This is a genomic window from Paenibacillus sp. LHD-117 (assembly GCF_030929555.1).
GTDB lineage: Bacteria > Bacillota > Bacilli > Paenibacillales > Paenibacillaceae > Pristimantibacillus.
The window spans coordinates 34,440-57,610 of record NZ_JAVFVT010000011.1; the positions used below are offsets into that span (position 1 = coordinate 34,440).

Below are 23,171 nucleotides of genomic sequence, written 5' to 3' on the forward strand. Positions count from 1 at the left end.
GGAATAACGCTATATTATTTAATAATGATCGATGCTGCCCGGGAGGCAGCGATCGGATGAAGAGGATTGTTTCGGCCCCACGCGAATCGGCGGGGCATGAAGCATCCTCTTTTTTGCTGCGTAAATATATCGTTCGCCCGCCTAGCCCCGCCTCGCATACCCCGTCCCGCACGTCTGGCTGCAGAGGCGAAACAAGCTCGTCCATCATTTGGTTTCTTGCCGATTTGTGTTAGAATAAGCAGGTGTGCAAGGACGGATGAAGGGGATGACAGCATGTCGGATTACAAATTGCTGGCGCTCGATATGGACGGAACGCTCCTGAACGAGCTAAGTGAAATTAGCGGCGAGAACGCCGAGTGGATCCAAAAGGCGCTGGATATCGGCGTCATCGTAAGTTTCTCGACAGGGAGAGGCTTCGAAAGCGCGCTGCCGTACGCCGAACAGCTGAAGCTTGAGACGCCGATGATTACGGTGAACGGCGGCGAAGTTTGGGCGCGGCCGCATGTGCTGCACAAGCGGACGGAGCTAAGCCCGATCTACGTGAAGCGGCTGCACGAGCTTGCCGGCCAATATCCGGAGGTATGGTTCTGGGCGTATACGACGCAAACGGTTTACAACAAGGAACGTTGGTTCGATGCCAGCCGGGATTACGACTCCTTCCACTGGCTGAAGTTCGGCTATTATACCGAGGATGACCGGGCAAGGGAAGCGATTTTGGCGGAGACGCAGAGCTGGGAAGCGTTCGAGATCACCAATTCTTCGCCGCACAATATCGAACTGAATCCGCTCGGCGTCTCCAAGGCAAGCGCGCTCCGGGAGCTGTGCGGGCTTCTCGGCATCGAGATGTCCCAGGTGATCGCGGCGGGCGACAGTCTGAACGACATTGCCGCCATTCGGGAAGCCGGGTTAGGCGTCGCGATGGGGAACGCTCAAGAGGCCGTGAAGCTAGCGGCGGACGCAGTGACGCTGACGAACGATGAGAACGGCGTGGCAGAGATCATCAAGAAGTACATATTCGGAACGTAAGCGCAGAAGGGTGCTCGCTTAGTTTTCTTCTGCCAATCGTGCAAAGGAGGCTATAGGAGATGGATATTTTAGGTTGGTCCTTAATTATTATTTTGTTCGTCGTCGGCATGGTCGGCGCGATTTATCCCATCCTGCCGGGAGCGCTGGCGATTTACGCCGCGTTTTTCGTATACGGCTGGTTTTTCGCATTCGGCGATTTCGATTGGATTTTTTGGACGATCCAGACGTTGATCGTTATCGTGCTGTTCGTCGCGGATTACGCGGTCAGCGCCTGGGGGGTCAAACGGTTCGGCGGGACGAGGGCTTCCGTCATCGGAAGCACGATCGGCCTCATCATCGGACCTTTCGTCATTCCGGCGTTCGGCCTTATCATCGGTCCGTTCGCGGGTGCCGTCATCGGCGAACTGATGGCGGGCAAGAACTTCGAGCAATCCCTTAAAGCCGGCTGGGGCGCGCTGGTTGGCTTGTTTACGAGCGTTGTCGTGAAGGTCATTCTGCAGCTTGCGATGATCATCCTGTTTATTCTTTGGTTAGAATTCTAAATCTCTATTAGAAAAGAGAAGGCGGTTATAACAATGGTAAAAGTAACGGTATGGAACGAATTCCTGCATGAGAAAATCCACGACGAAGTCAAAGCGGTTTACCCGGACGGCATCCATCAGGCGCTGGCGAAAGGCCTTGCTGCTGCGGATATCGAGGTGGCTACCGCAACGTTGGAGGAGCCTGAGCACGGACTTACGGAAGATCGCCTGAACAATACCGACGTCCTGATCTGGTGGGGCCATATGGGTCACGACAAAGTCGAGGACTCTATTGTTGAACGCGTTCAGCAGCGCGTGCTGGAAGGCATGGGGCTTATCGTGCTGCACTCGGGACATTTCTCCAAAATTTTCAAAAAACTGATGGGTACCGGCTGTGACCTCAAGTGGCGCGAAGCGAACGAGAAGGAACGCATCTGGGTCGTCAACCCGGCACATCCGATCGCATCGGGATTGCCGGAGTACATTACGCTCGAGCATGAAGAGATGTACGGCGAACACTTCGATATTCCGGCGCCGGACGAGCTGATCTTCGTCAGCTGGTTCGAAGGCGGCGAAGTTTTCCGCAGCGGCTGCACGTTCAGCAGGGGCCAAGGTAAAATTTTCTACTTCCGTCCGGGCCACGAGACGTTCCCGACTTACTACAACCCGCAGATTCTGCAAGTGATCCAGAATGGCGTCCGATGGGCTGCGCCGTCCAGGGCGGCGGTTCCGGTGCGTGGCAACCACAAGCCTCTTGAACCGATTGGCGGCAAACAACAGGACTAAGGTTAAGGGGAAGAGAACAAGACGCCATGGTAAAAAAAGATTCGTTAATCAAAGGTACGCTAATCCTGGCGGCGGCAGCGCTGACAGCCCGATTCCTCGGGCTGTTCCAGCGCATACCGCTGGACTATATGCTCGGCCCCGAAGGCATGCTCGCCTTCAACGCGGCCAATCAGATCTATCTCCTGCTGTTGCTCGTCGCGACCGCAGGATTCCCCAGCGCCATCAGCAAGATGGTGTCGGAGCGGTACGCGCTCGGCAAGGAAGGCGAGGCAAGGAGAATTTATCATGCCGCGCTTGTCTTCGGCGCCGTCTCCGGCCTCATTCTTGCCGTGGCGTTGTTTGCGCTTGCGCCGCTCTACGCTACGGTCGCGAAGGAAGAATACGCGATGCTGTCCGTCCGGGCGATCGCTCCGGCGCTGCTTCTGTTCCCCATCATCGCGATGATGAGGGGGTACTTCCAAGGCAGGCAGTTCATATCGGCGGGCGGCACGTCCCAGATCGTGGAGCAATTTCTGCGCGTCGGCCTCGGCATCGGTCTCGGCGTCATCGTATTGTCCCTCGGCTGGGGGGATGATTGGGTCGCGGCGGCGGTGACGTTCGGCAGCGTGTTCGGGGCGATCGGAGCCTTCGCCATCATGGTATGGTTCGCTCGCAAGCTGAAGAAGCAGGACGGGGAGTCGCAGCCCCGCTATAACGGCGAAGCGGCGGCAGCGCTGATGCGGCCGGGCAAGGCGTCCGTCGGCGGTTCGCAGCTTAGATTCAGAACGATTTACGCGGAAATATTCAAGATGTCCTTGCCCGCAATGGTGACGTCTGCCGCCGTCAACTTGATCTATGCGTTCGATACGACCTTGTTCATTCGGCTGACGGAAAAGTTCTACACGGCAGCCGGCGAGGCCGTCGTCGCGGGATCCGACTACGGGGCTAAAGCGATGTCTCTGGCGGGCATTCCGCCGATTCTGGCGATTGCGCTTGGCTCATCCTTGATTCCGGTTATCGCGTCCGCCTATAAGCTCAAGAACTTGGGCGAGGTGCAGCGCCAAGCTTCCGTCGTGCTAAGAATCGTCTGCTTCACAGGCGTACCTCTTGCCTTGTTGCTCACGGTCGCCGCGTATTCGATCACGGGCCTCATCTTCGAGGTGCCGGAAGGCAGCAACGGGCCAACGGGCAGCGGCGCGGTTGCCGCGCTCGCGGCAGGCACGATTCTCCAAATTACGATGATGACGACAAATTCGATCCTGTACGGAATGGGCAAGCAGCGCATCTCCATGCGCCATACGTTGATCGGCCTTGTCTTGAAGGTTGTCATCAGCATTGCTCTAGCTCCTTTGCTTGGCGTATATGGGCTTATCATCGGCTCGACGGTCTGTTTCATTACGGCTACGGTGCTGAATCTGCGTTGGATTAACGCGGAAGTTAAGCTGACCGTTCTAGGCAAACGCTGGATTCCGTACCTCGTTTCTGTCGGGATTGCGGCGCTTGGAGGATGGGGCGCGGAAGCGGGTGTGCTTGCTTTGACCGGGGGCTTGGCCCCGAAGCTATCCTACTTCTTGGCTGCCGCTTCTGCGGCTGTCGTCGTCGGTTTGCTGTACGCGGCCATGCTCGTGCTTCTGAAGGTCGTAACCGCGGAGGATGCTTCTTCGCTGCCGGCAAGGCTGCGCAAACCGTTCTTGAAGGTCATGCGGATCGTCTCCAGGGTATAGGCGGGACAAACTCTCTTCCAATCATTTACAAGAGGGAATCTTCTCTTGTACAATAGTAGTTATCTCGTCGAATGAACATTCGAGAGATTGTTAGTCTTCTACATAACATTTGGGAGAATAAGGGGAGAAACAAGGTGAAGAACAAGCTGCTGAAGAGAGCGGCGGTCGCCGTGCTTGCGCTTGCCGTCATGATCGTGGCTGGCTGCCAGGCGATCGCGGGACTGGACTTGAACCAGGTATTGAAGAATGCCGCCAAAGTGACCTCAGGCGAAAGTAAAAGCTCCTTCGAGTTTCAATTGCGTTTGAACGAAGACGCGCTCGAGGAGTACGAAGAAGAAGAAGCGGACTTTTATCGTTTAATCTCGCATATTAAGGTAGAGCTGGATCGCGTATTGGTAGAGGATGAATCGAATCTTTCTTTGGAAGGCAGCCTTTCTTTCGGCGATCTAGGCATACCGTTCGGTCTGCGTATGTCGGAGACGACGATGGTTCTCGAGCTGGAAGGCGCGAAAAAGCCGATCGCGATCGATTTGTCGGATGAGGCGATCGCTTCCATGTCGGGCGTTGAAATCAGCGAAGGGAACGAAGTTTCGCAGGAGGAAGAGGAGACCATCGCGGAGATTGGACGGCAGATTACGGACTTGGTCAGCGGTTATGCCATCAACAATCTTCCGAATCCGAGCGGCCTCAGCGCCACCCCTGTAACCGAGCCGATCGGCGGCGTTCAGACGTCCATGATGAAGCTCCAGTTCACGATGGACGGCCCGGCAATCTGGGAATGGATCAAATCCTATCTCGACGCTCTATTGAATGATAGGGAGGGATTGGAAGCCACGGTTCGAGGCATTCTGGAGCTGCTGGAAAACAATCCGGTTTATTGGGAGATGCTAGGGGAGATCAATCCGTTAGAGAGCGATGAGCTGGACGCGCCGACGGTCGACGACATGGCGAAGGAAGCTGTCGACGAAATCGTCCTGCTGCTCGAATCTTACCAAGAAGAAATCGAATGGATGGAAACCGAAGACAAAGAAACGCTGGATTCGCTTCTGAACGAGTCGCTTCAGCTCAAGATGGACACGTACGTGGATGCGAAGCTCGATATTCGGAAGCAAGCGCTGGAGCTGAACTACGAGCTGGAAGACGACATGGACGAAGAGCTTGAGCTGCCGTTTACAGGCTTCACGCTGAAGACCTCTTCCGAGCATTGGAATGTGAACGGAAGCGTCGCCGCCGACGAACCGGCCGTTACGGACGACATGCTGACTTCTGCCGAGCTTGAAGAGCTTGAAGGGCACGAAGCCCTTGAATACGTAGACGAACAATCGGCGCTTTACGAGCTGCTGAAGAATAAACTGCACGTGACGCGCCAAACCTATTTCGCGTACAGCGACGATTACTACAACCCGCCGATTATCGTGCCCGGCTATATTACGATCGTCGCGGTTCGCGACGTGGCGGACGCATTCGGAGCTTCGACGACGTACGAAGCGGCTACCCGCGAGATAACGGTCCATGACGAGCTCACGAATACCCGAATCGTCATGAAGGTCGGCAGCGACGTCGTTAAAGTGAACGGCAAGGAAGAGGTTTGGCCATTCCCCGTCATGACGGTCGACGGCACGACGTACGTGCCGGCGCGCAAGCTTGCCGAGGCGCTCGGCGCCGACATCGAATGGCAGACGGTGTACGAGGATTGGAAGGAACTGTCGATTTCTCGAGAACCTTAAGACGACAACACGTCTTGAACTATTTTGCGTAAGGAGTGGGCAGCATGCAGAAACTAACGACGGAAGCCGAGTTCCGCGAAGCGGTCGGCCGAGATGGATTAACGGTGGCTGTGTTCAAGACGACTTGGTGCAAGGATTGCCATTTCATCGACCCGTTTATGCCGGAGCTCGTCCGTTCCTATGCGGGTCGCGCCGAGTTTGTTGAGATCGACCGCGACGATTTGCCTGATTTATGCTCCGAGCTTAACATTCTGGGCATTCCGAGTTTCATCGCGTTCGATCGCGGCAGCGAGCTGATTCGGTTCGTCAGCAAGCTTCGCAAGTCGCGCGAAGAAATCGAGCAATTCGTGGACCGGGCTATCGAGGTGCGCGAAACGCTTAACCGGAACTAAACGAGCTGCGTTCGCATAGGAAAGTCCGTTCGGGCAATCGGCCACTGGCCTTCCCGGAGCGGGCTTTCCTTTTGTGTCATTACCGTGAATTGCCGCGCCCGGCAAGGCACGTTCACATTTTCAACATGGCTTTTGACACCGCCAATCGCTATAATTAATCTGTCAACTCCTATAGGTAAGTTCAAAAGCCCAATTTTGATTTGAACATCTAATTATTATTTCGCACTATTATGGAAAACAGGTGATTAATGATGGTAACCGGCCGTTTTCGCGCGTTTGCGATCGCATCGTGCATCGGAATGCTTCTTGTACTGTTAGCCGGAGCTCTTGTAACGAATACCGGATCCGGTCGCGGCTGCGGAGACGACTGGCCGCTATGCCACGGCAAGTTTATCCCGGCCTATACGCTGGAAACGGCGATCGAGCTTTCCCATCGGGTCGTAAGCGGCTTGGAAGGTCTGTTGGTGCTTGGCGTAGCGATCGCGGTCTATCGCAAATACATCAAAAACCGCGAAGCCTATAAGGAACCCCTCTTCTACGCGGCCGGCGCGCTGTGGTTCACGATTATCCAAGCGTTGATGGGCGCGGCGGCCGTGAAGTGGTACCAATCCCCTCCGGTCATGGCGATCCATTTCGGCATTTCGATTATCGCGTTTGCGGCTACGATGCTGCTGGTCATTTGGACCTATCGGGCGAAGCGCGGAACTCTCCAGACGACGATGACCGTGCCGAAGTCCGTTTTCACTTGGACGCTGGCAACGTCAATCTTCTGTTACGTCGTCATCTATTTGGGGGCGTTCATCCGGCATACGGAATCCGCAGGAGGCTGCGTAGGCTGGCCGCTCTGCAACGGCGAGGTGATTCCCGAGATGACGGGAGCGACGTCGATCGTGTTCATCCACCGGGTGGGGGCGCTGATCATCGGGCTTATGATTTTGGGCTTGTACCTGCACATCCGCAAGACGACGGGCGAATCTTCTTCGATGACGTCGGCCGCGGGCTGGGTGCTGCTGCTGCTGGTCGCGCAAGTGATGAGCGGCGCATGGTTGACCGCAACGGTCGGCAACGAGGATTGGTTTATCTTCACCAGCCTGGTTCATAACTTAATTATCGTAGCTTTATTCGGATTATTAATGGATATTCTCATTCGTTCCTGGCGGCTGAGGGAAGGACGTGGACAAGCATGAGCTTCGCGAATTTGCGCGAATACTTGGAAGTACTGAAGAAGGGCGGCGATCTGAAAATCATAGAGGCGCCCGTCGACCCTTATCTGGAGCTGGCGGAGATTCACCGCAGAGTCATTGAACATGAAGGACCGGCGCTGCTGTTCACGAACGTCAAGGGCAGCTCGTTCCCGGTGGTGACGAATCTGTTCGGAACGGACCGGCGCGTCGACCTTGCGTTCGGTCCGAAGCCGGAAGCGATCATGAAGACGATCATCGGCGCGACCGAACGGATCATGCCGCCGACGCCCAAGGCGATCTGGGGCGAGCGCGGTCTAATCTGGGACATGATGAAGGTCGGCATGAAAACGGTGCCGAAAAGCAACGCCCCGATTCTCGGGCAATTGAACAAATCGAAGCCGCTGGCCGGCCTCCCGGCCGTTACAAGCTGGCAAGAAGACGGCGGGCCGTTCATCACGCTACCGCTCGTCTACACGGAGAGCCTGAAATCCCGCAAAAAACATAATCTAGGCATGTACCGGATGCAAATCTTCGACGACTCGACGACGGGGATGCACTGGCAAATACATAAAGGCGGCGGCTTCCATTATTACGAGGCCGAGCAGAGAGGCGAGGCGCTTCCGGTATCGGTATTTCTCGGAGGGCCGCCGGCGCTCATCGCATCGGCGATCGCGCCGCTTCCCGAACATCTGCCGGAGTTGCTCATGGCGTCGCTCATCCTGGGCGAGAAGCTGCCGGTCGTAAACGATCCGCAGGGCGGACACCGGATGCCGGCCGAAGCGGAATTCGTCATCAGCGGCAAAGTGCCGCCGCATCTTCGCAGGCCGGAAGGGCCGTTCGGCGACCACTTCGGCTATTATTCGCTTACCCATGATTTCCCTGTATTCCAGGTCAGCCATATGTGGCATCGTAAGGATGCGATCTATCCGGCTACCATTGTAGGCAAGCCTCGCCAAGAAGACTATTATTTGGGCGAGTTCCTGCAGCGTCTGCTGGCACCGGCGTTCCCGATGGTCATGCCGGGCGTCAAGGAGCTGTGGGCATACGCTGAAGCTGGCGTCCATGCGCTTGCGGCCGCCGTCGTGCGCGAATCATATTCGCGCGAAGCGTTGTCGACCGCGTTCAGCATCTTGGGACAAGGTCAGCTGACGCTTACCAAATTCCTGATGCTGACGGATCAGCCGATCGATCTTTCGCGATTCGACGTGCTAATGGAAACGGTGCTGGAGCGGTTCCAACCGGGAACCGATCTGTTCGTTTTCGACGAAACGTCGCATGATACGCTCGACTATACGAGCGGCAAGCTGAATCACGGCAGCAAAGCCGTCATGCTTGGGGTCGGCGAGCCCGTTCGCAAGCTGCCGTCCGAATACACGGAAGGCGCCATCGAAGAAATACGGAACGCGAAGCCGTACTGCCGCGGCTGCCTTGTCGTTTCCGGCGCTTCGTACGAACATGAGCCGCAGCTGGCGGAACGGCTGCTGGCGCGTCTGACGGAACGAGGAACGGAATGGCCGCTCGTCATTCTGGCGGACGATGCGGAAATCGTCAGCGGCCAAACGTCCTTCCTGTGGACCGTTTTTACGAGATTTAATCCGGCCGACGATATTTACGCAAGCGCAGAGATCAAGAGACATCACTTCGGATACCGTCTGCCGATCGTTATCGACGCGAGAATGAAACCGGGATATCCGGACGAGCTATTCCCACGCGAGGACATCGTGAAGCTGGTGGATAGCCGCTGGAGCGAATATAAGCTGTAAGGAGGCGCTTACTACCATGCTTCGATTTATGTTCGGCGAGACGGAGAGGGAGCCTGCCGGAGGCTTGGAGGAGACCTACAAGCTGATGGAGCAGTTTGCCGGGATCGCTTCGGCGCGAATTAAACAAGGCGCTCCCCAAGGAGACAAGCTTCGCAAATACGAAGTATGGGCGAGAGGGCTGCGCGCTTCCTTGATGGAGCTTGAGCAAAGCCATTACGCCGCCAGTATCTTTAAGGAACGAATCGTTTCGGGTTCGGTGGAAGCGATGCTACCCGAGGAGAAGCTGGATTACGATCGGTACGTTTATTTCGACAAAAATGCGTTTATCCGCGTCTTCTCGTTGCTCGATAAGTTAGGAACGCTGCTTAACGACATGCTCGAGATGAAGACAGAGCGGATCAAGCCGCACTTTTCTTATTTCACCGTGCTCCGCAACATGCGCGACCGCAACGTCCATCCGGAGCTGACCTGGAAGCTGAACGAGGCGAAGGAGCAATGCAAGGATGCGATGAATCGGCTGCGCAAGCGCAGAAATACGGAGATTCATTATATGAATTCGGAAATGCATGACGATCTGATCCAAAGTCAGAGGATGTACGGGGAAGAAATCAAGCTGGAGAATATCGGCAAGCAGGCGGAAGACTTGGCCGGCTGCTTGCATATGGCCATCGAATCGTTGCGGCTGACCTTCCGCTATGCGAACTCGCTAATGCGAAGCAAGAGCCTATAATCCCGGGAGAGGGTGGAATGCGCGTGGAGCTGAAAGGCAGAACGGCATTGGTGACCGGGAGCGCCAAGGGACTTGGGAAAAGAACGGCGCTTCAGCTTGCCCAACAAGGATGCAATGTCATTATTAATTATTTGGAGTCCGAGCAGGACGCATGGGAAGTCAAGCGGACGATCGAAGCCATGGGTGTCGGCGCGATTACGGTTCAGGCGGATATCGCGACGATCGAAGGAGCGCATAAGCTCGCCGACGAGGCGGAATCTTGGGCCGGCGGCGTCGACATCCTCGTCAATAACGCGGGGCCGTTCGTCCGCAAGCGCAAGCTGTTCAGCGATTACGACGAAGAGACGATAATCCGTCTGTTGCATGGCAACCTGCTTAGCGTCATGCTCCTCGACCATCGGCTCCTGCCCCACATGAGAAAGCAAAAGTGGGGGCGCATCGTTCACTTCGGCTTCGGCCATGCCAACGAGGCGCGCGCATGGCCGCATCGCGCGGTATACGCCGCGGCCAAGACGGGCCTCGTTTCTTTCACCAAGTCGCTGGCGGTCGAGGAAGCGCCGTTCGGCATTACGGTCAATCTGATCGGACCCGGCGATATCCGCGGAGCGAACAAGGAGCGGTCGATCGAGGAGGCGGAGAACGAACATGATCCGGAATCGCCGCTCGGGAGACCCGGAACCGGCGAAGACGTCGCCAGGGTGATCTTGTTTCTTTGCGAGAACAAGTCGAGCTTCCTGACGGGCAACGTGATCGATGTCACGGGCGGCTTCGATCCGATCAGGGCTAACATTAAAGACCTTTAAATGGGTCAGCTCCAAAAAAAGAGTCTTATCCGGTGCAGGCAATCGCCTCATCCGAATAAGACTCTTTGTTTCTTAGAATACTTGAACGACTTCGACTACACCGTCGACTTCTTCAAGCAAAGCGCGTTCGATACCGGCTTTCAGCGTGATTGTCGAGCTAGGGCAGCTGCCGCATGCGCCCATTAGGCGCAGCTTCACGATGCCGTCCTCCACGTCAACCAATTCTACGTCGCCGCCGTCGCGTTGCAGGAAGGGACGAAGCTTATCCAGTACGTCCAACACTTCGTCGTACATTGTTTCTTGTACTTGTTCACTCATTGCAATCCACTCCTTTCTCCCCTATTATAGTACAAAGCGAAGCAGATGAAAATGGTTCGCAATCCGCAATCCTAAAAGTCAGGTGATTATAGATGATAAAACCGATGATCGAATTTTGCGCAAGCAACATGCACCATGGAACCGACGAAGTCATGCGCCGCTTCGAAGAAGACGATGACTTCGAAGTGAACGAATACGGCTGTCTCGGCAACTGCGGCGAATGTTACTTGAAGCCTTACGCCTTAGTGGACGGCACCATTGTAGCCGTCGACGACGTTCTTGAGCTGTACGAGGCGGTGCTGGCGTCGATCAAGCAGCAGAAAGCCGATCAAGAAGCGTTGGACAAGCTGCTGGACGATCTTCCATAACGGTATGCCGACATAGCCGGAGCTTCGTTGACATGCCGCTTAAGGGCCATTTTAGCCGAGATGACGCTTGGAGCGCCACAGCACGCCGCTCTTGACGAGGCGCGGCACGCGGCCGAGAATAGGCGTGCCGCCCATGAGGCCGAATCCGCTCTTTTTGCCTAGGGAACCGAGCACGCCCTTCAGCTTGATCTTCCCGAGGCGAGGCGTCTTGTCATGCCAGATCGCCTGGAGCACCTCCGTGATTTGTTTGCCCTGCGCGCCGGCAGCTTGACCGCTAGGCGAGAACGGCAGCGACGCGCAGTCGCCAACTACGTACACGTTCGTGTAAGCCGGAAGTTGGTGATACGCGTTTAGGATCAGTCGGCCTTGATTGTCCTTGGGCAAATCGATCCGCTGGACGAGCTCGACGGGCTGGATGCCGGCCGTCCATACCGTCACGTCGGTAAAGATCGATTCGGAGGAATTGGCATCGTATAGTTGTCCTTGCTCCAGACGCGTCAGCGCGACATGGCCGCGCATTTCGACCTGATGCTCCATGAACCAGTCCGCGACGAAATTTTGCAGTCTTCCCGGGAAAGCGGATAGTACGCTCGGTCCGCGGTCGAGGATTCGAATGTTCAGGTCTGGACGGCTTTCCCTCAGCTCCGCCGCGACTTCCACCCCGCTTAACCCGCCTCCGACGATCGTCACTTGACCGTATGGCTTCACGTCATTAAGCTGCGCGTACGTTCTTCTCGAAGCCGAGAACGTCTGGATGCTCGTCGAGAATTGCTCCGCTCCTTCAATGCCGTGGTATTTGTCCGTGCAGCCAAGGCCGATGACGAGCCAGTCGTAGGAGATCGGTTCGTGGCCTTCCACCATGACCAGTTCGTTCTCCATATCGATTCCCGTAATTTCGCCGTAAGCGTATTGCACGCGCGGATCGTTCGGGAACTTCACCCGCAGCTCGAGATCCGATACCGTACCCGCAGCCAGCGCGTAATATTCCGTCTTAAGCCCTTGGAACGGCATGCGGTCGACGAGCAGGATCGACACGTCGTGCGGCAATTGCTGTTCGATCAATTCGTTCACGCTGGCGGTGCCGCCGTAGCCGCCTCCCAGAATAACTACTTTTCTCATTGGTTCTCCAGCTCCACGATTCGTGATGTGATTGTAGGTTGCGCCTACATCAGGGGGATTACTCATTCATAAATTTTGATTTCGTTGTAGAAAGTGTCACGTTCGACCGGGATTCTTCCCGCGCCCTTGATGAGCCATATCAGATCCTCGCGCGTAATGCCTTCGGGGGTCAGCGCGCCCGCAGCATGGCTGATCTTCTCCTTCACGATCGTGCCGTGCGCGTCGGAAGCGCCCATCGTAAGGGCAACCTGCGTCAGCTGCACACCGATATTGATGAAGTAAGCTTTGATATGCTGGAAGTTATCCAGCATGAGGCGGCTGATCGCGATCGTCTTCAAATCCTCGAACGCCGAGTTGCGGCGGCGGATGCCGGCCTTCGGATTAATCGGCTGCATGGACAGCGGAATGAACACGAGGAAGCCGTTCGTCTCGTCTTGAAGCTCGCGAATATGCATCAGATGGCGGATCCGGTCTTCCTTCGATTCGATGGAGCCGTACAGCATCGTCGTATGCGTGCGAAGGCCGAGCTGATGGGCTGTGCGATGAACCTCCAAGTATTGCGTGACATCCGCCTTGTCGACGCGCATTTTTTTGCGGTAGTGGTCGGACAGAATTTCAGCTCCGCCGCCGGTGAGCGACTGAAGGCCTGCCTTCATAAGCTCTTCGAGCACTTCCTTGTACGACAATCCGCTAATGCGGGAGAAAAAGTCGATCTCCGCAGCCGTATAAGCTTTCAGCGTTACGTCGGGGAACCGTGCTTTGAGCGCCTTTAGGGAGTCGACGTAATACTGGAACGGCACATGCGGATTATGGCCGCCGACGATATGGAACTCCCGGACGCCAGGGTGGAAATGCTGCTCCACGTAGCGGATCATTTCTTCGCCGCTAAGCGTGTACGCTCCGGGATCTCCTTCATCCTTGCGGAAGTTGCAGAACGCGCAATGCGCTTCGCATACGTTGGTGAAGTAGAGGCTCATGTTCTCGATGAAATAAACCTTCTTCCCGTTCTTGCGAAGTGCAACCTCGTTGGCGAGCTGTCCGATCGTCAACAAGTCTTCCGATTGATATAAGAAAACGCCGTCTTCGAGCGATAGGCGCTCTCCATGACGCACTTTTTCGATAATGGACTGCATGTGTTTCTCTTGCGTAGGTACGATCACGTTCATAGCGAAGCCTCCTTCGACCCCGTATCGAATCATGGATGAAAGATCGGGATCAAGTATGATACAAACAGGATGTTTGTGAAAAAAATAACATACAATTGCGTCTAATTTTCTGTAACTATTATAAACCTCACACGTAGCATGGGCAACAAAAAAAGTATTTGGCAGCGAAAAACCGGGTATCCGCGGTTTCCAAAGATCAAACCTTGAGCAAGCCGGCGCACTGGAGTATACTATGGATAAGTAAGTGAATGGAGGGATGAAGCATGATCACGATCAGTGGGCTTGCATCTGAGAAGATAAAGGATATGCTGGAGCAAGAGGCGACGCCGGGATTATTTTTGCGCGTAGGCGTTAAGGAAGGCGGCTGCAGCGGCTTCTCGTACGGCATGGGATTCGACGACGAAGTAAACGAGGGCGACCAAACGCTGGATTCCGGCGGACTGAAGGTCGTCGTGGATGCGGAAAGCATCAAATATTTGAACGGACTGATTATCGATTACAAGGAATCCGCCATGGGCGGCGGCTTCACGATCGACAATCCGAACGCCAGCGTGACATGCGGCTGCGGTTCCTCGTTCCGTACGGCGACGGATGCCGGTAAGCCTGCGGAAGCGGGCGAGTGTTAATCGTCCGTGCGACCTTTTTGATGCAACGATAAAATCGGATAACCTCCTGAGCGACCGGGCGAATACGGCCCGGCAATCCGGGAGGTTTTTCTATTTTTGCCCCAAGGATTGTCGCCCGGCATTCGGGGGAAGCGTATAATGGTAATAACCTTTCACTACATATGGAATAGGATGAATGCTTATGCTTCGGCCGTTCGGATGGAGTGTCCGCGATTTTCGCGCAATCTATAAGAAGCTGCTCGTGTTCGAATATTTGTTTATGCTTCTGACCAGCTTCGCGGTCCTTCCGATCCTCAACTATATATTCAACAAAATCATGTGGGTGCTCGGCACCGGTTCTTTGCTGAATAACGACGTATACAGAATCGGGTACAGCTACGAGGGATTAACGGGATTGATCGTCATCGGCGTGATCGCTTCGTTCGTGCTGTTCATCGAATTCGGCGTCGTCATCACGATTGCGCAGAAACATTATTTCGGGCAAAATGTGTTGATATCCGATGCGTTGTGGACGACGCTGAGGCAGGCGCCGAGGCTGTTCGGCTTCGGTCTCGTACAGCTGGTGTTTTTCCTCCTGGTGCTTATTCCGTTCGTCGACTCGCCGCTGTCTGCCGCGTTTTACCGGCTGTTCAACGTGCCGATTTTCTTGAATAAGCGAGTGTTCGACTCTTCTCAGCTCATGCTCGTATTATACGCGCTGCTGCTGCTCGCCGCGCTGTACACCGTGCTTCGCTGGATATTCGTCCTGCACTTTATCGTGCTCGAAGGCCAGAGCATTACAGAGGCCATCCGCAACAGTCTCGCGCTGACGAGGAGCAAGCGGCTACGGTTGTTCTTCTCCTTGTTTCTGCTGAACGGCATCGTGCTGGGCGTCGGTTTTGCCTTGATTTCATCGATCTCGTATTTGCCCGCGTGGCTGGATAACAACGTGCTTAAGCTGTTCACGGATCATTACACGCTGACGTTATCGACGCTGCTTGCCTATATGTTTACGTTATCGCTTATCCCGTTCAACATCATTTATTTGACCCGCTTGTATTACGATTACGGCCAGCGCTTCGGCATCGAGGCGGAGGACCGGCTCGAGCTCAAGCGGAGTCCGCTGCTCGGCAGATTAGAGAAGCGGATCACGGGCATGCTGGAAGGCGTGCAGAGGAAACGCGCCGTTTACGCTTCGCTCGCGATCATCTATGTTTGTCTGGCGCTGTTGGTCAGCTACTCGACCAATGACAACCTCGTCTACGCGAAGTGGGGCGTGCTCGTGTCCGCGCACCGGGGCGACAGCGAAGCCGCGCCCGAAAATTCGCTGCAATCGGTTCGGTCGGCAATCGAGAAGGGTTTCCAATCGGTCGAGCTAGACGTACAGTTGACGAAGGACGGCACGGCCGTGCTGCATCACGATTATCAATTGCTTCGGATGGCCGGCGTGAAGAAACGCGTCAGCGAGCTGACGTTCGACCAGCTGGCGAAGCTGAGCATCGGAACGTACGATGCTCCGACGATGCCGGAAGATAACGAGGATGCGGAGGAAGGAAAGAAAGGCGAACCCGAAATCGTGCGGATTCCTTTATTGTCGGAGGTCCTGGCGGAAGCGCAGGGCAAGATCAAGCTGCTGCTCGACCTTAAGCCGTACGGAGACGGAGAGGCGCTGGTCCGGGAAGTCGTCGCGCTGGTCGATGCCTTCGAGATGGAGGAGGATGTGTACATCCAATCCTTCGACAGCAAGTCGCTCTCGCTTATCCGTTCGCTTAATCCGGATATTCGAATCGGTCAAATCCTCTATTTCGCCTTAGGCGATTTGACGACGCTCGACGTGGATTTCTATACGATCGAACAAGTGATGCTGACCGACCAGCTCGTCGACCATGCGCATCGGAACGGCAGGGAAGTGTGGGTGTGGACGGTCAACAGCAGCCGCAACATGAAGGAAGTGCTGAAGTTTCGGATCGACGGGATCATTACCGATTACCCCGACCGGGCGCAGACAATGGTTGAGCTGAATCTCTAATGCGTGGCTTCTAGGAATGGGAATTTGGGAGGATCTTCATGTACAAAATATTTATCGTGGAAGACGATGACAAGATTGCCTCGATTCTAGCGGGTAAAATGGAGCAATACGGCTACGTAGCCGCCGCGGCGACGAACTTCCGGGACTTGATGCCTCAGCTCGCGGCATTTGATCCGCAGCTGGTGCTGCTCGATATCAATCTGCCTTACTTCGACGGGTATTACTGGTGCCGGCAAATTCGAATGCGTTCCAGCATGCCGATTATTTTCATCTCCGCTAGGGCAGGCGAGATGGATCAGGTGATGGCGCTCGAGAACGGCGGAGACGATTATATTACGAAGCCGATCGCGCTCGAATTGCTGATGGCGAAGGTGAGAGGCGCGCTTCGGCGCGTCTACGGCGAATATGCGGCTCCGGCGGCGACAGCCTTGACGGTTCATGGACAACCTGTCCCGGTGGCCGAGGATACCGGGCATGAGCTTGCGGCCGGCGAGCTCAAGCTTCATCTAAGCCGCAACGAAGCCGAATGGAGAGGACGGCGCGTCGAGCTGACCAAAAACGAGATTCTGCTCGCGGAATGTTTGCTTCGCAAGCCCGGACATGTCATTTCTAGGGAACAATTGTTGGAGGCGTTATGGGACGACGTGCAGTTCGTCGACGACAACACGCTTACGGTGAACGTGACGCGGCTTCGCAAGAAACTTGAAGAGCTGGGCTTGCCGAAAGTCGTCGAGACGATCCGGGGACAAGGGTATAAGCTATCCCTGGAAGGAATGGAGGAACGGCAGTGAGGCGCGATTCCGATCGGCAGCCTGGACGAGGCATGTTCGGCGTGTTCATGCGGGACAGGCTGTTGTATATCCTCTGCGTCCTCGTCATCGTCGGGCTCGCCGTTTGCCTGCTCCTGTTGGAGAGGAAACGTTACCCGGGAATGGTGGAAACGGGAACGGTCTATTATTTCATCCTATTGTCTTTTGTTGCGCTGTTCGCTTGGCTCGCCGCCGATTATATCCGCCAGCGTTATTACTTTAAGCAAATGTACGAAGCGATCGAGCGGACGGACGACCTGCAGGCGTCCACGATCGTCCAATCCGCCGCTACCGAAGAGCAGCGGCTTGTCATAGAGCTTCTGCAGGAGCAGCACCGCGCGTTTCTTGGCGAGCTGAACCGCTACCGCCGCAGCCAAGAGATGCATAACCATTTCGTGCTTCAATGGGTTCATCATATGAAAACGCCTATATCGGTCATCCATCTGCAAATGCAGGAAGGGGCCGAGAGCGGCTGGAAGACGGAGGAAGAGCAGCGATCGATGGCGGCTAGCATGATCGAGGAAGCGGATCGCCTGACGCGCGGGCTGGAGATGATGCTTCATACGGCAAGACTCGACAAGTTCGAACTGGATGTCCATATTCGAAGGCTGCCGCTGCACGACCTGATCCGGACGGCCATCAACGCGCATAAGCGGCTTTGCATTCGCCATTCCATCTTCCCGAAAGTGGAAGGCGAGCTGTGGGTGGAGTCCGACGAGAAGTGGATGACGTTCGTCCTGAATCAATTGGTCAGCAATGCGATCAAATATAGCAAAAACAAGCCAGGCGCCAAGGCGCTGTTGTTCCGCTTGCTGCAGCAAGAGGCGGGCAGAGGCGAGCTTATCGTGTCCGATGAAGGCATCGGCATCGCGCCGCAGGACATTCCGCGCGTCTTCGATCCGTTCTTCACCGGCGAGAACGGGCGGACGACAGGCGAGTCGACCGGCATGGGGCTGTATTTGGCGAAGCGGGTCATGACGAAGCTGGGCCATGGCATCCGCGTCGAATCGGAGCTTGGATCCGGTACGACGGTGACGCTGACGTTCGAGCCGAAGGGCATCCACGTCATAGAATTGGATAGGTAGCGCGAGAGCGTGCGGCGAATATGACAATTCTGTAAGATTCGGAAACGCGGTTTGAAAGGTTAATCGATGGGTCGTGCGCTCCCCTGGGTATATACTGGTGCTATTGAAGCACATTAGAACCAATCAAGGAGGAGCTGCATCAAATGAGCGTACTTAAAGCGCAAGGATTAGGCAAAATATATAGCAGCAAAGGCAATGTCGTATACAAGGCGCTGGAGGACATCGACCTTCAAGTGGAAGCGGGAGAATTCGTTGGCGTTATGGGGCCTTCGGGCAGCGGCAAGACGACGCTTCTCAATCTGCTCGCGACGATCGACCGCCCGACTTCCGGCGCGATCGAAATCAATGGCATCAATCCGACGAAGCTGACGGAGAACAAGCTGGCGTTGTTCCGCCGCCGCGAGCTCGGGTTCGTCTTCCAGGATTTTAACCTGCTGGACACGTTATCGATCAAGGAAAACATTATTTTGCCGCTCGTGCTCGAGGGCATGGCGCCGCGCCAGATCGAGCAGCGGCTGATGCCGATCGCCGAGATGCTGCAGATCGCGGCCATTATGGACAAGCGGACGTATGAAGTATCGGGCGGCCAGAAGCAGCGCGCGGCCATCGCGCGCGCCATTATCTATCAGCCGTCGCTCGTACTCGCGGACGAATTGACGGGCAACCTTGATTCCAAGTCCGCCAAGGACGTCATGGACGCGCTGAAGGAGATGAATGAGAAGCTAAAGGCTACGGTGCTGATGGTGACGCATGATCCGTTCTCCGCCAGCTACTGTCAGCGCATCGTGTTTATCAAGGACGGCAAGTTTTTCTCGGAAATACGGAAGGGCGTAAACCGCCAGGCGTTTTTCCAGCAAATACTGGACGCGTTAAGCGTGCTGGGAGGGAATTTCGATGACGTTCCGTTCGCTCGCGCTTAGCAACGTCAGAGGCAATTGGAGGGCGTACAGCGCCTTCTTCCTGAGCAGCGTCTTTTCGGTCATGATCTTCTACATTTACGCCGCGTTCATCTACCATCCCGACGTGGTCAGTGGGCAAATTCTGTCAGCCTTGAAGGTGCGGACCGGCATGATGTTCTGCCTTTATATCATCATCATCTTCTCGTTCCTGTTCATCCTCTATTCCAATTCCGCGTTTTTGAAGACCAGGAAGCAGGAATTCGGCTTGTTTTCGTTGTTCGGAATGACGAGGTCGCAGCTGCGCAAGCTGGTCATCTACGAGAATATGGCGATATCCGTCATGGCGATCGGCGTCGGACTCGGACTCGGATTATTGTTCAGCAAGCTATTTTTTATGGCGCTGGGCGCGTTGCTCGAGATGAAGGAAACCATCTCGTTCGCCGTTCCGGCGAAGGCGGTATGGATGACCTCCGGAGGGTTCTTCGTTCTTTTCATGGTCATCTCGGCGTGGACCGTCATTCGGATGCGGAAGACGGAAATCATCGAGCTGTTGACCGCTTCCAGAAAGCCGAAGGGAAAGCTCGTATATTCCCGGTGGCTGGTGGCTTTAGCCGCAGCATGCCTAGTATCGGGCTACGCGATGGCCGTGCTCATGAACGCGGGCACGTTCGTGCTGTTGTCGCTCCCGATTCTGGCCACCGTCGTCGTGGGCACCTATTTCCTGTTCACGCAGCTCAGCATTTTGCTGATCGGCTGGTTCCAGAAGCGGACCGGCATTTATTACAAGAAAACGAATATGCTGATCTTCGCCCAGTTAGGCTATAAGATTCGGGACAACGCACGTATTCTGTTCGTCGTCTCCATCTTGAGCGCCGTCATCCTGACGGCCATGGGCACGGTGTACATCATGCAGATCCAAGGCAAACAGGATATGATGGAAAACTCGCCTTACACGCTTGCCTACGTCGAGAAGGGGCTGCATGCCGAAAAGGTGATCGACCAAAAGAAGCTGAGAGGCATTTTGAAGGATGACGGTTACAAAATCACCAAGGAAGCAAAGGTTATCGGCATTGCGCTCGAAAAATACCATTTGACGTTCGAGGGAGAGAGCATGGAGCTCGGCCGCGACAATTGGGATGATGTGGATTTCTCGATGTCCGCCTTTATCATGTCCGCCTCGGATTACAATAAGCTGGCGAAGGAGCAGGGACAGCCTGCGATCGAAGCGGAGAGCGGCAAGCTGACTGTCGCGTATCCGCATTTCTATAATAAAACTTACGGAAGCGGAACGGCATCGGGCTTGATCGGCGGGGAGAAGGTCGAGCTGCCCGTCGCCGGCACCGTAAGCGAAAACATCGCGAACAATTGGATCGACTCGAACGCGGTAACGATCGTGATGGACGACTTGAGCTTCGTGAATCTGATCGCCAAGGTTCCGGAGGAAGAACAACGGGTATTTTACGGCTTCGAGCTTTCGGGCTGGGAGAAGTCGGCGCCTACCGTGGAGAAGCTTACCGCTCTCGTTCCGGAAGAGATGTCCGGGGAGAAGGATTTCTCGCGGGCGGAGAGCTTCGCGTCCATGAACGTGACGATCTCGCTGACGCTGTTCATCGGCTTGTTTATCAGCTTGCTGTTCTTTATCGCGGCGGGCAGCATGATTTACTTCAAGCTGTTCACGGAGCTTCAGGAGGATCAGACGCAATATAAGGGACTCGCCCGCATCGGCATGACGCGGAAAGAAATCCGGCGCATCGTCGTCAGCCAGATCGCGATCGTCTTCTTTATCCCGTGCATCGTCGGCATTATCCATGCGCTCTTCGCCATGGTCTCGCTGGACAACATGATGGGCTCGTCCAATTGGCTGTATTCTTTCGTTGTCATCGGCATCTATATCGTGATGCAGACGCTCTATTTCCTTCTTGCGAGCGGCACGTACATGAAGAGCATGCTGAAGGGAACGGCCGTTTCGTAAAGTGTTGCAAATAAACCGGCCTGCCGCGCCCCTTAATCGGGACGCGGCAGGCCGGTTTTGCGTTTTCGCCGCCGAGCGGGCTTTCCGGAGTCGGGCGATTCATTTCGTCAGCAGATGCGCGACGGATTCCACTCGAACATCGCTGCCGCTGCGGTAGCCGGCCATGGTTTCGCACGAGTAGGCGATGCTGCCGCTAAGATCCAGCAGCGTTAGCCGATTGCCGTGTTTAGCCCCTGTGTCGATGCCGATCCGTCTCTCGTCTGACCAAATCGTGCCAACGGGAGCGCCGAGCTTGAACGTCGGCGTATGGCCGAACACGATTCGGCGTTTGCCGGTTATTCGGCTCGCCGGATGGAGATAGAACTCTTCCCGTATTTCCGTTAAGTCCCGAACGGTCTGGTTCTGGAACGCTCTGCCTGGGCGAATGCCGGCATGGACGAACAAATAGTCGCCGGTCTTCAGATACAGGGGAAGCGATAGAATCCATTTGGCATATTGGTGATAGGTCGCGTTTCCTCTCCTGGCGAGAGAAGCAAGCTTCAGTTCCTGATTGCCGGGGATTGCCAGCGCTCCGGATGCGACAAGCTTACGGATCGTATCGAGCGTGTCCCAGCTCGCGGGTTTGTCCGCGTCGATGTAATCCCCGAGCAGCATGAGCCTGTCGGCGTTCGGATCATATGCCGCAGCTTCCAATAGCGCAAGTAAGCCGTCTTTGTGCCCATGGATGTCCGATATGGCAAACAAACGAGCTTCCTCGCCGCTTAATGAATGATTGGCCACTCTCGATCGACTACCTTTCGTCCTCTTTCCTGTACATGTATGCGGAGTCCTGGACAAATGCTGGCCGTAACGGACTCGCCGGCTGCGAGAGGGTTCTCATGTACAATATATAACCGCCGGCCGCAACTGGTATCGGCTACTGCACGGCAGCAAACGCCCTCGTTATGGCCTAAACCGTTACACGCGCCGAATACTTAGCCGCGACGCTTCAGCCGGCCGAAGTATTTCACCATCTCCTTGAGCGTATGCGACCTTCCGATCGGGCCCCAGGTATCCCATTCCCTGCTGTCGGGGTAATAGACGCGGCTTTCCCTAACAGCGCTTAGTTGCTCCCAGTCAGGGGCGGCGGCAAAGGCATGCAATACCGATTCGTCCGACCATAAAATAAGCAATTGCTCGGGATCGAGCTGAAGCAATTCCCGCAAGGAAACGGTTCGGTAAGCGCCGAATTCAAGTCCTTCCTCGGGATCGGGCCTTTTGAACTTTGGCATGCGATATTGGGCCGAGAGGCCGAAGAGCTGGTCTTCATCGTGCGGGAGCTTCGGGCGCCTCGGCTCATCGTTGCCTGTCTTGTTGGGGCTTCCCTTGCGGTGTCGGGCGCGATCCTGCAGGCGGTAATCCGTAATCCGCTCGCCGCTCCGGACGTGGTGGGCATTACCGGAGGGGCATCCGTTGGGGCCGTGGCGTTTATTACTTGCCTGCCCGGGATGTTCACCGTCCATTTGCTGCCCGTCGCATCGATCCTGGGCGCATTCCTTGCGGCACTGTTCGTCTATCTGCTCGCTTGGAAACGCGGCGCCAGCTCGCTAAGGCTCGTGCTTGTCGGCATCGGCGTTGCATCGCTGCTGTCCGCCATCACGTCTTTCATGATGACGTTCGGAGGCACATATACGGCGACGTCGGCCTACATCTGGCTGACCGGCACGATCTACGGCTCCTCCTGGCTCCACGTATGGGCGCTGCTGCCATGGACGGCCGCCGCGTTCGTGATCGTTTACTTCAACACGCGAATCATCGGCGTCCAGCTGCTTGGAGACGAGCTTGCCATCGGGCTCGGAAGCTCGGTCGAGCGGCAGCGTCTAGGCTTGGTCATGCTGAGCGTGGCGCTGGCGGGCTCCGCGGTGTCCATCGGCGGCGTTATCGGATTCGTCGGGCTGATCGCGCCCCATATGGCGCGCAAGCTGACGGGGCCGATCATGTCGAGGCTGCTTCCGGTAAGCGCCTTGACAGGCGCTATCATCGTGACGGCAGCAGATCTGGTTGCACGTACCGCCTTCCTCCCGCTGGACATTCCGGTGGGCGTATTCACTTCGGCGATCGGCGCGCCGTTCTTCATCTATCTGCTCTACCGTTCCCGCAGAGCCTAAACGAAAAAAAGCTTCCACG

Annotated in this window: 23 protein-coding genes; 18 read left to right on the plus strand and 5 right to left on the minus strand. The window is 55.7% G+C overall.

Annotation, left to right across the window (positions count from 1 at the left end; genetic code table 11):
* The first annotated feature begins 273 nt into the window (after positions 1-273).
* The 10 genes from RB620_RS10385 (at position 274) to RB620_RS10430 (ending at position 10,635) form a co-directional block, all read left to right on the plus strand.
* The gene (locus RB620_RS10385) at positions 274-1,026 is read left to right on the plus strand and encodes a Cof-type HAD-IIB family hydrolase (protein WP_308094042.1); all 753 of its coding nucleotides are present in this window, start codon (positions 274-276) and stop codon (positions 1,024-1,026) included.
* Between the two features lie 59 nt (positions 1,027-1,085).
* Positions 1,086-1,568 carry a DUF456 domain-containing protein gene (locus tag RB620_RS10390; RefSeq protein WP_308094044.1) on the plus strand — a complete coding sequence of 161 codons (483 nt, stop codon included), beginning with the start codon at positions 1,086-1,088 and terminating at the stop codon, positions 1,566-1,568.
* 33 nt (positions 1,569-1,601) lie between these two features.
* Positions 1,602-2,333 (plus strand): ThuA domain-containing protein, encoded by a 732-nt coding sequence (locus RB620_RS10395; protein ID WP_308094046.1) that lies wholly within the window; start codon positions 1,602-1,604, stop codon positions 2,331-2,333.
* Between the two features lie 26 nt (positions 2,334-2,359).
* Positions 2,360-4,036: a putative polysaccharide biosynthesis protein gene (locus RB620_RS10400; protein WP_308094048.1), complete on the plus strand. Its 1,677-nt coding sequence runs from the start codon at positions 2,360-2,362 to the stop codon at positions 4,034-4,036.
* 134 nt (positions 4,037-4,170) lie between these two features.
* Complete coding sequence (locus tag RB620_RS10405; RefSeq protein ID WP_308094049.1) at positions 4,171-5,763, plus strand: copper amine oxidase N-terminal domain-containing protein; 1,593 nt, start codon at positions 4,171-4,173, stop codon at positions 5,761-5,763.
* Positions 5,764-5,807: 44 nt separating this feature from the next.
* Positions 5,808-6,155 carry a thioredoxin family protein gene (locus RB620_RS10410; RefSeq protein ID WP_308094050.1) on the plus strand — a complete coding sequence of 116 codons (348 nt, stop codon included), beginning with the start codon at positions 5,808-5,810 and terminating at the stop codon, positions 6,153-6,155.
* Positions 6,156-6,406: 251 nt separating this feature from the next.
* A complete protein-coding gene (locus tag RB620_RS10415; protein WP_374121394.1) occupies positions 6,407-7,342 on the plus strand; it encodes a COX15/CtaA family protein in 936 nt (311 codons plus the stop codon).
* Positions 7,339-9,102: a UbiD family decarboxylase gene (locus RB620_RS10420; protein WP_308094052.1), complete on the plus strand. Its 1,764-nt coding sequence runs from the start codon at positions 7,339-7,341 to the stop codon at positions 9,100-9,102. Before RB620_RS10415 ends, RB620_RS10420 begins: the two co-directional genes overlap by 4 nt.
* A gap of 16 nt (positions 9,103-9,118) precedes the next feature.
* Positions 9,119-9,832, plus strand: a complete 714-nt coding sequence (locus tag RB620_RS10425) for a Cthe_2314 family HEPN domain-containing protein (protein WP_308094053.1) — start codon at positions 9,119-9,121, stop codon at positions 9,830-9,832.
* 17 nt (positions 9,833-9,849) lie between these two features.
* The gene (locus RB620_RS10430; RefSeq protein ID WP_308094055.1) at positions 9,850-10,635 is read left to right on the plus strand and encodes an SDR family oxidoreductase; all 786 of its coding nucleotides are present in this window, start codon (positions 9,850-9,852) and stop codon (positions 10,633-10,635) included.
* Between the two features lie 72 nt (positions 10,636-10,707).
* Here the strand turns inward: RB620_RS10430 and RB620_RS10435 are convergent, their stop codons facing one another.
* Positions 10,708-10,953: a NifU family protein gene (locus RB620_RS10435; RefSeq protein ID WP_087570549.1), complete on the minus strand. Its 246-nt coding sequence runs from the start codon at positions 10,951-10,953 to the stop codon at positions 10,708-10,710.
* Positions 10,954-11,045: 92 nt separating this feature from the next.
* Between RB620_RS10435 and RB620_RS10440 the strand changes: the two genes are divergently transcribed.
* On the plus strand, positions 11,046-11,321 hold the full coding sequence (locus RB620_RS10440; protein ID WP_308094059.1) for a YuzB family protein: 276 nt from the start codon (positions 11,046-11,048) through the stop codon (positions 11,319-11,321).
* Positions 11,322-11,372: 51 nt separating this feature from the next.
* Here the strand turns inward: RB620_RS10440 and RB620_RS10445 are convergent, their stop codons facing one another.
* Entirely contained in the window at positions 11,373-12,440 is a 1,068-nt protein-coding gene (locus tag RB620_RS10445; protein WP_308094061.1) for an NAD(P)/FAD-dependent oxidoreductase, read from the minus strand.
* Positions 12,441-12,502: 62 nt separating this feature from the next.
* Positions 12,503-13,606: an aminofutalosine synthase MqnE gene (gene mqnE, locus RB620_RS10450; protein WP_308094063.1), complete on the minus strand. Its 1,104-nt coding sequence runs from the start codon at positions 13,604-13,606 to the stop codon at positions 12,503-12,505.
* Positions 13,607-13,869: 263 nt separating this feature from the next.
* Here mqnE and erpA point away from each other — a divergent pair, with 263 nt between their 5' ends.
* The 6 genes from erpA to RB620_RS10480 all read left to right on the plus strand — a co-directional run bounded on the left by erpA (position 13,870) and on the right by RB620_RS10480 (position 21,005).
* A complete protein-coding gene (gene erpA, locus RB620_RS10455; RefSeq protein ID WP_308094065.1) occupies positions 13,870-14,232 on the plus strand; it encodes an iron-sulfur cluster insertion protein ErpA in 363 nt (120 codons plus the stop codon).
* A 181-nt stretch (positions 14,233-14,413) separates the two neighbouring features.
* Complete coding sequence (locus RB620_RS10460) at positions 14,414-16,240, plus strand: glycerophosphoryl diester phosphodiesterase membrane domain-containing protein (RefSeq protein WP_308094067.1); 1,827 nt, start codon at positions 14,414-14,416, stop codon at positions 16,238-16,240.
* A gap of 38 nt (positions 16,241-16,278) precedes the next feature.
* Entirely contained in the window at positions 16,279-17,031 is a 753-nt protein-coding gene (locus RB620_RS10465; protein ID WP_308094069.1) for a response regulator transcription factor, read from the plus strand.
* The gene (locus RB620_RS10470) at positions 17,028-18,134 is read left to right on the plus strand and encodes a sensor histidine kinase (protein ID WP_308094071.1); all 1,107 of its coding nucleotides are present in this window, start codon (positions 17,028-17,030) and stop codon (positions 18,132-18,134) included. The genes RB620_RS10465 and RB620_RS10470 overlap by 4 nt, the downstream gene beginning before the upstream one ends.
* A 143-nt stretch (positions 18,135-18,277) precedes the next feature.
* Positions 18,278-19,054: an ABC transporter ATP-binding protein gene (locus RB620_RS10475; protein ID WP_308094074.1), complete on the plus strand. Its 777-nt coding sequence runs from the start codon at positions 18,278-18,280 to the stop codon at positions 19,052-19,054.
* The gene (locus RB620_RS10480; RefSeq protein WP_308094076.1) at positions 19,029-21,005 is read left to right on the plus strand and encodes an FtsX-like permease family protein; all 1,977 of its coding nucleotides are present in this window, start codon (positions 19,029-19,031) and stop codon (positions 21,003-21,005) included. Before RB620_RS10475 ends, RB620_RS10480 begins: the two co-directional genes overlap by 26 nt.
* Positions 21,006-21,104: 99 nt before the next feature.
* Here the strand turns inward: RB620_RS10480 and RB620_RS10485 are convergent, their stop codons facing one another.
* A complete protein-coding gene (locus RB620_RS10485) occupies positions 21,105-21,785 on the minus strand; it encodes a metallophosphoesterase (protein ID WP_308094077.1) in 681 nt (226 codons plus the stop codon).
* Positions 21,786-21,979: 194 nt separating this feature from the next.
* Positions 21,980-22,276, minus strand: coding sequence for an ABC transporter substrate-binding protein (locus tag RB620_RS10490; RefSeq protein ID WP_308094078.1), 297 nt, complete (start codon positions 22,274-22,276; stop codon positions 21,980-21,982).
* 6 nt (positions 22,277-22,282) lie between these two features.
* Here RB620_RS10490 and RB620_RS10495 point away from each other — a divergent pair, with 6 nt between their 5' ends.
* Positions 22,283-23,152 carry a FecCD family ABC transporter permease gene (locus tag RB620_RS10495; RefSeq protein WP_308094080.1) on the plus strand — a complete coding sequence of 290 codons (870 nt, stop codon included), beginning with the start codon at positions 22,283-22,285 and terminating at the stop codon, positions 23,150-23,152.
* Positions 23,153-23,171 lie beyond the last annotated feature (19 nt).

Excerpts from the sequence above, each read along its gene's own strand:
- erpA (WP_308094065.1), top strand. The coding sequence starts at position 13,870 with ATGATCACGATCAGTGGGCTTGCATCTGAGAAGATAAAGGATATGCTG.
- RB620_RS10440 (WP_308094059.1), top strand. The coding sequence starts at position 11,046 with ATGATAAAACCGATGATCGAATTTTGCGCAAGCAACATGCACCATGGA.
- mqnE (WP_308094063.1), bottom strand. The coding sequence starts at position 13,606 with ATGAACGTGATCGTACCTACGCAAGAGAAACACATGCAGTCCATTATC.
- RB620_RS10395 (WP_308094046.1), top strand. The coding sequence starts at position 1,602 with ATGGTAAAAGTAACGGTATGGAACGAATTCCTGCATGAGAAAATCCAC.
- RB620_RS10465 (WP_308094069.1), top strand. The coding sequence starts at position 16,279 with ATGTACAAAATATTTATCGTGGAAGACGATGACAAGATTGCCTCGATT.
- RB620_RS10475 (WP_308094074.1), top strand. The coding sequence starts at position 18,278 with ATGAGCGTACTTAAAGCGCAAGGATTAGGCAAAATATATAGCAGCAAA.
- RB620_RS10445 (WP_308094061.1), bottom strand. The coding sequence starts at position 12,440 with ATGAGAAAAGTAGTTATTCTGGGAGGCGGCTACGGCGGCACCGCCAGC.
- RB620_RS10410 (WP_308094050.1), top strand. The coding sequence starts at position 5,808 with ATGCAGAAACTAACGACGGAAGCCGAGTTCCGCGAAGCGGTCGGCCGA.
- RB620_RS10420 (WP_308094052.1), top strand. The coding sequence starts at position 7,339 with ATGAGCTTCGCGAATTTGCGCGAATACTTGGAAGTACTGAAGAAGGGC.
- RB620_RS10390 (WP_308094044.1), top strand. The coding sequence starts at position 1,086 with ATGGATATTTTAGGTTGGTCCTTAATTATTATTTTGTTCGTCGTCGGC.
- RB620_RS10435 (WP_087570549.1), bottom strand. The coding sequence starts at position 10,953 with ATGAGTGAACAAGTACAAGAAACAATGTACGACGAAGTGTTGGACGTA.
- RB620_RS10480 (WP_308094076.1), top strand. The coding sequence starts at position 19,029 with ATGACGTTCCGTTCGCTCGCGCTTAGCAACGTCAGAGGCAATTGGAGG.
- RB620_RS10425 (WP_308094053.1), top strand. The coding sequence starts at position 9,119 with ATGCTTCGATTTATGTTCGGCGAGACGGAGAGGGAGCCTGCCGGAGGC.
- RB620_RS10430 (WP_308094055.1), top strand. The coding sequence starts at position 9,850 with ATGCGCGTGGAGCTGAAAGGCAGAACGGCATTGGTGACCGGGAGCGCC.
- RB620_RS10490 (WP_308094078.1), bottom strand. The coding sequence starts at position 22,276 with ATGCCAAAGTTCAAAAGGCCCGATCCCGAGGAAGGACTTGAATTCGGC.
- RB620_RS10400 (WP_308094048.1), top strand. The coding sequence starts at position 2,360 with ATGGTAAAAAAAGATTCGTTAATCAAAGGTACGCTAATCCTGGCGGCG.
- RB620_RS10415 (WP_374121394.1), top strand. The coding sequence starts at position 6,407 with ATGGTAACCGGCCGTTTTCGCGCGTTTGCGATCGCATCGTGCATCGGA.
- RB620_RS10385 (WP_308094042.1), top strand. The coding sequence starts at position 274 with ATGTCGGATTACAAATTGCTGGCGCTCGATATGGACGGAACGCTCCTG.
- RB620_RS10460 (WP_308094067.1), top strand. The coding sequence starts at position 14,414 with ATGCTTCGGCCGTTCGGATGGAGTGTCCGCGATTTTCGCGCAATCTAT.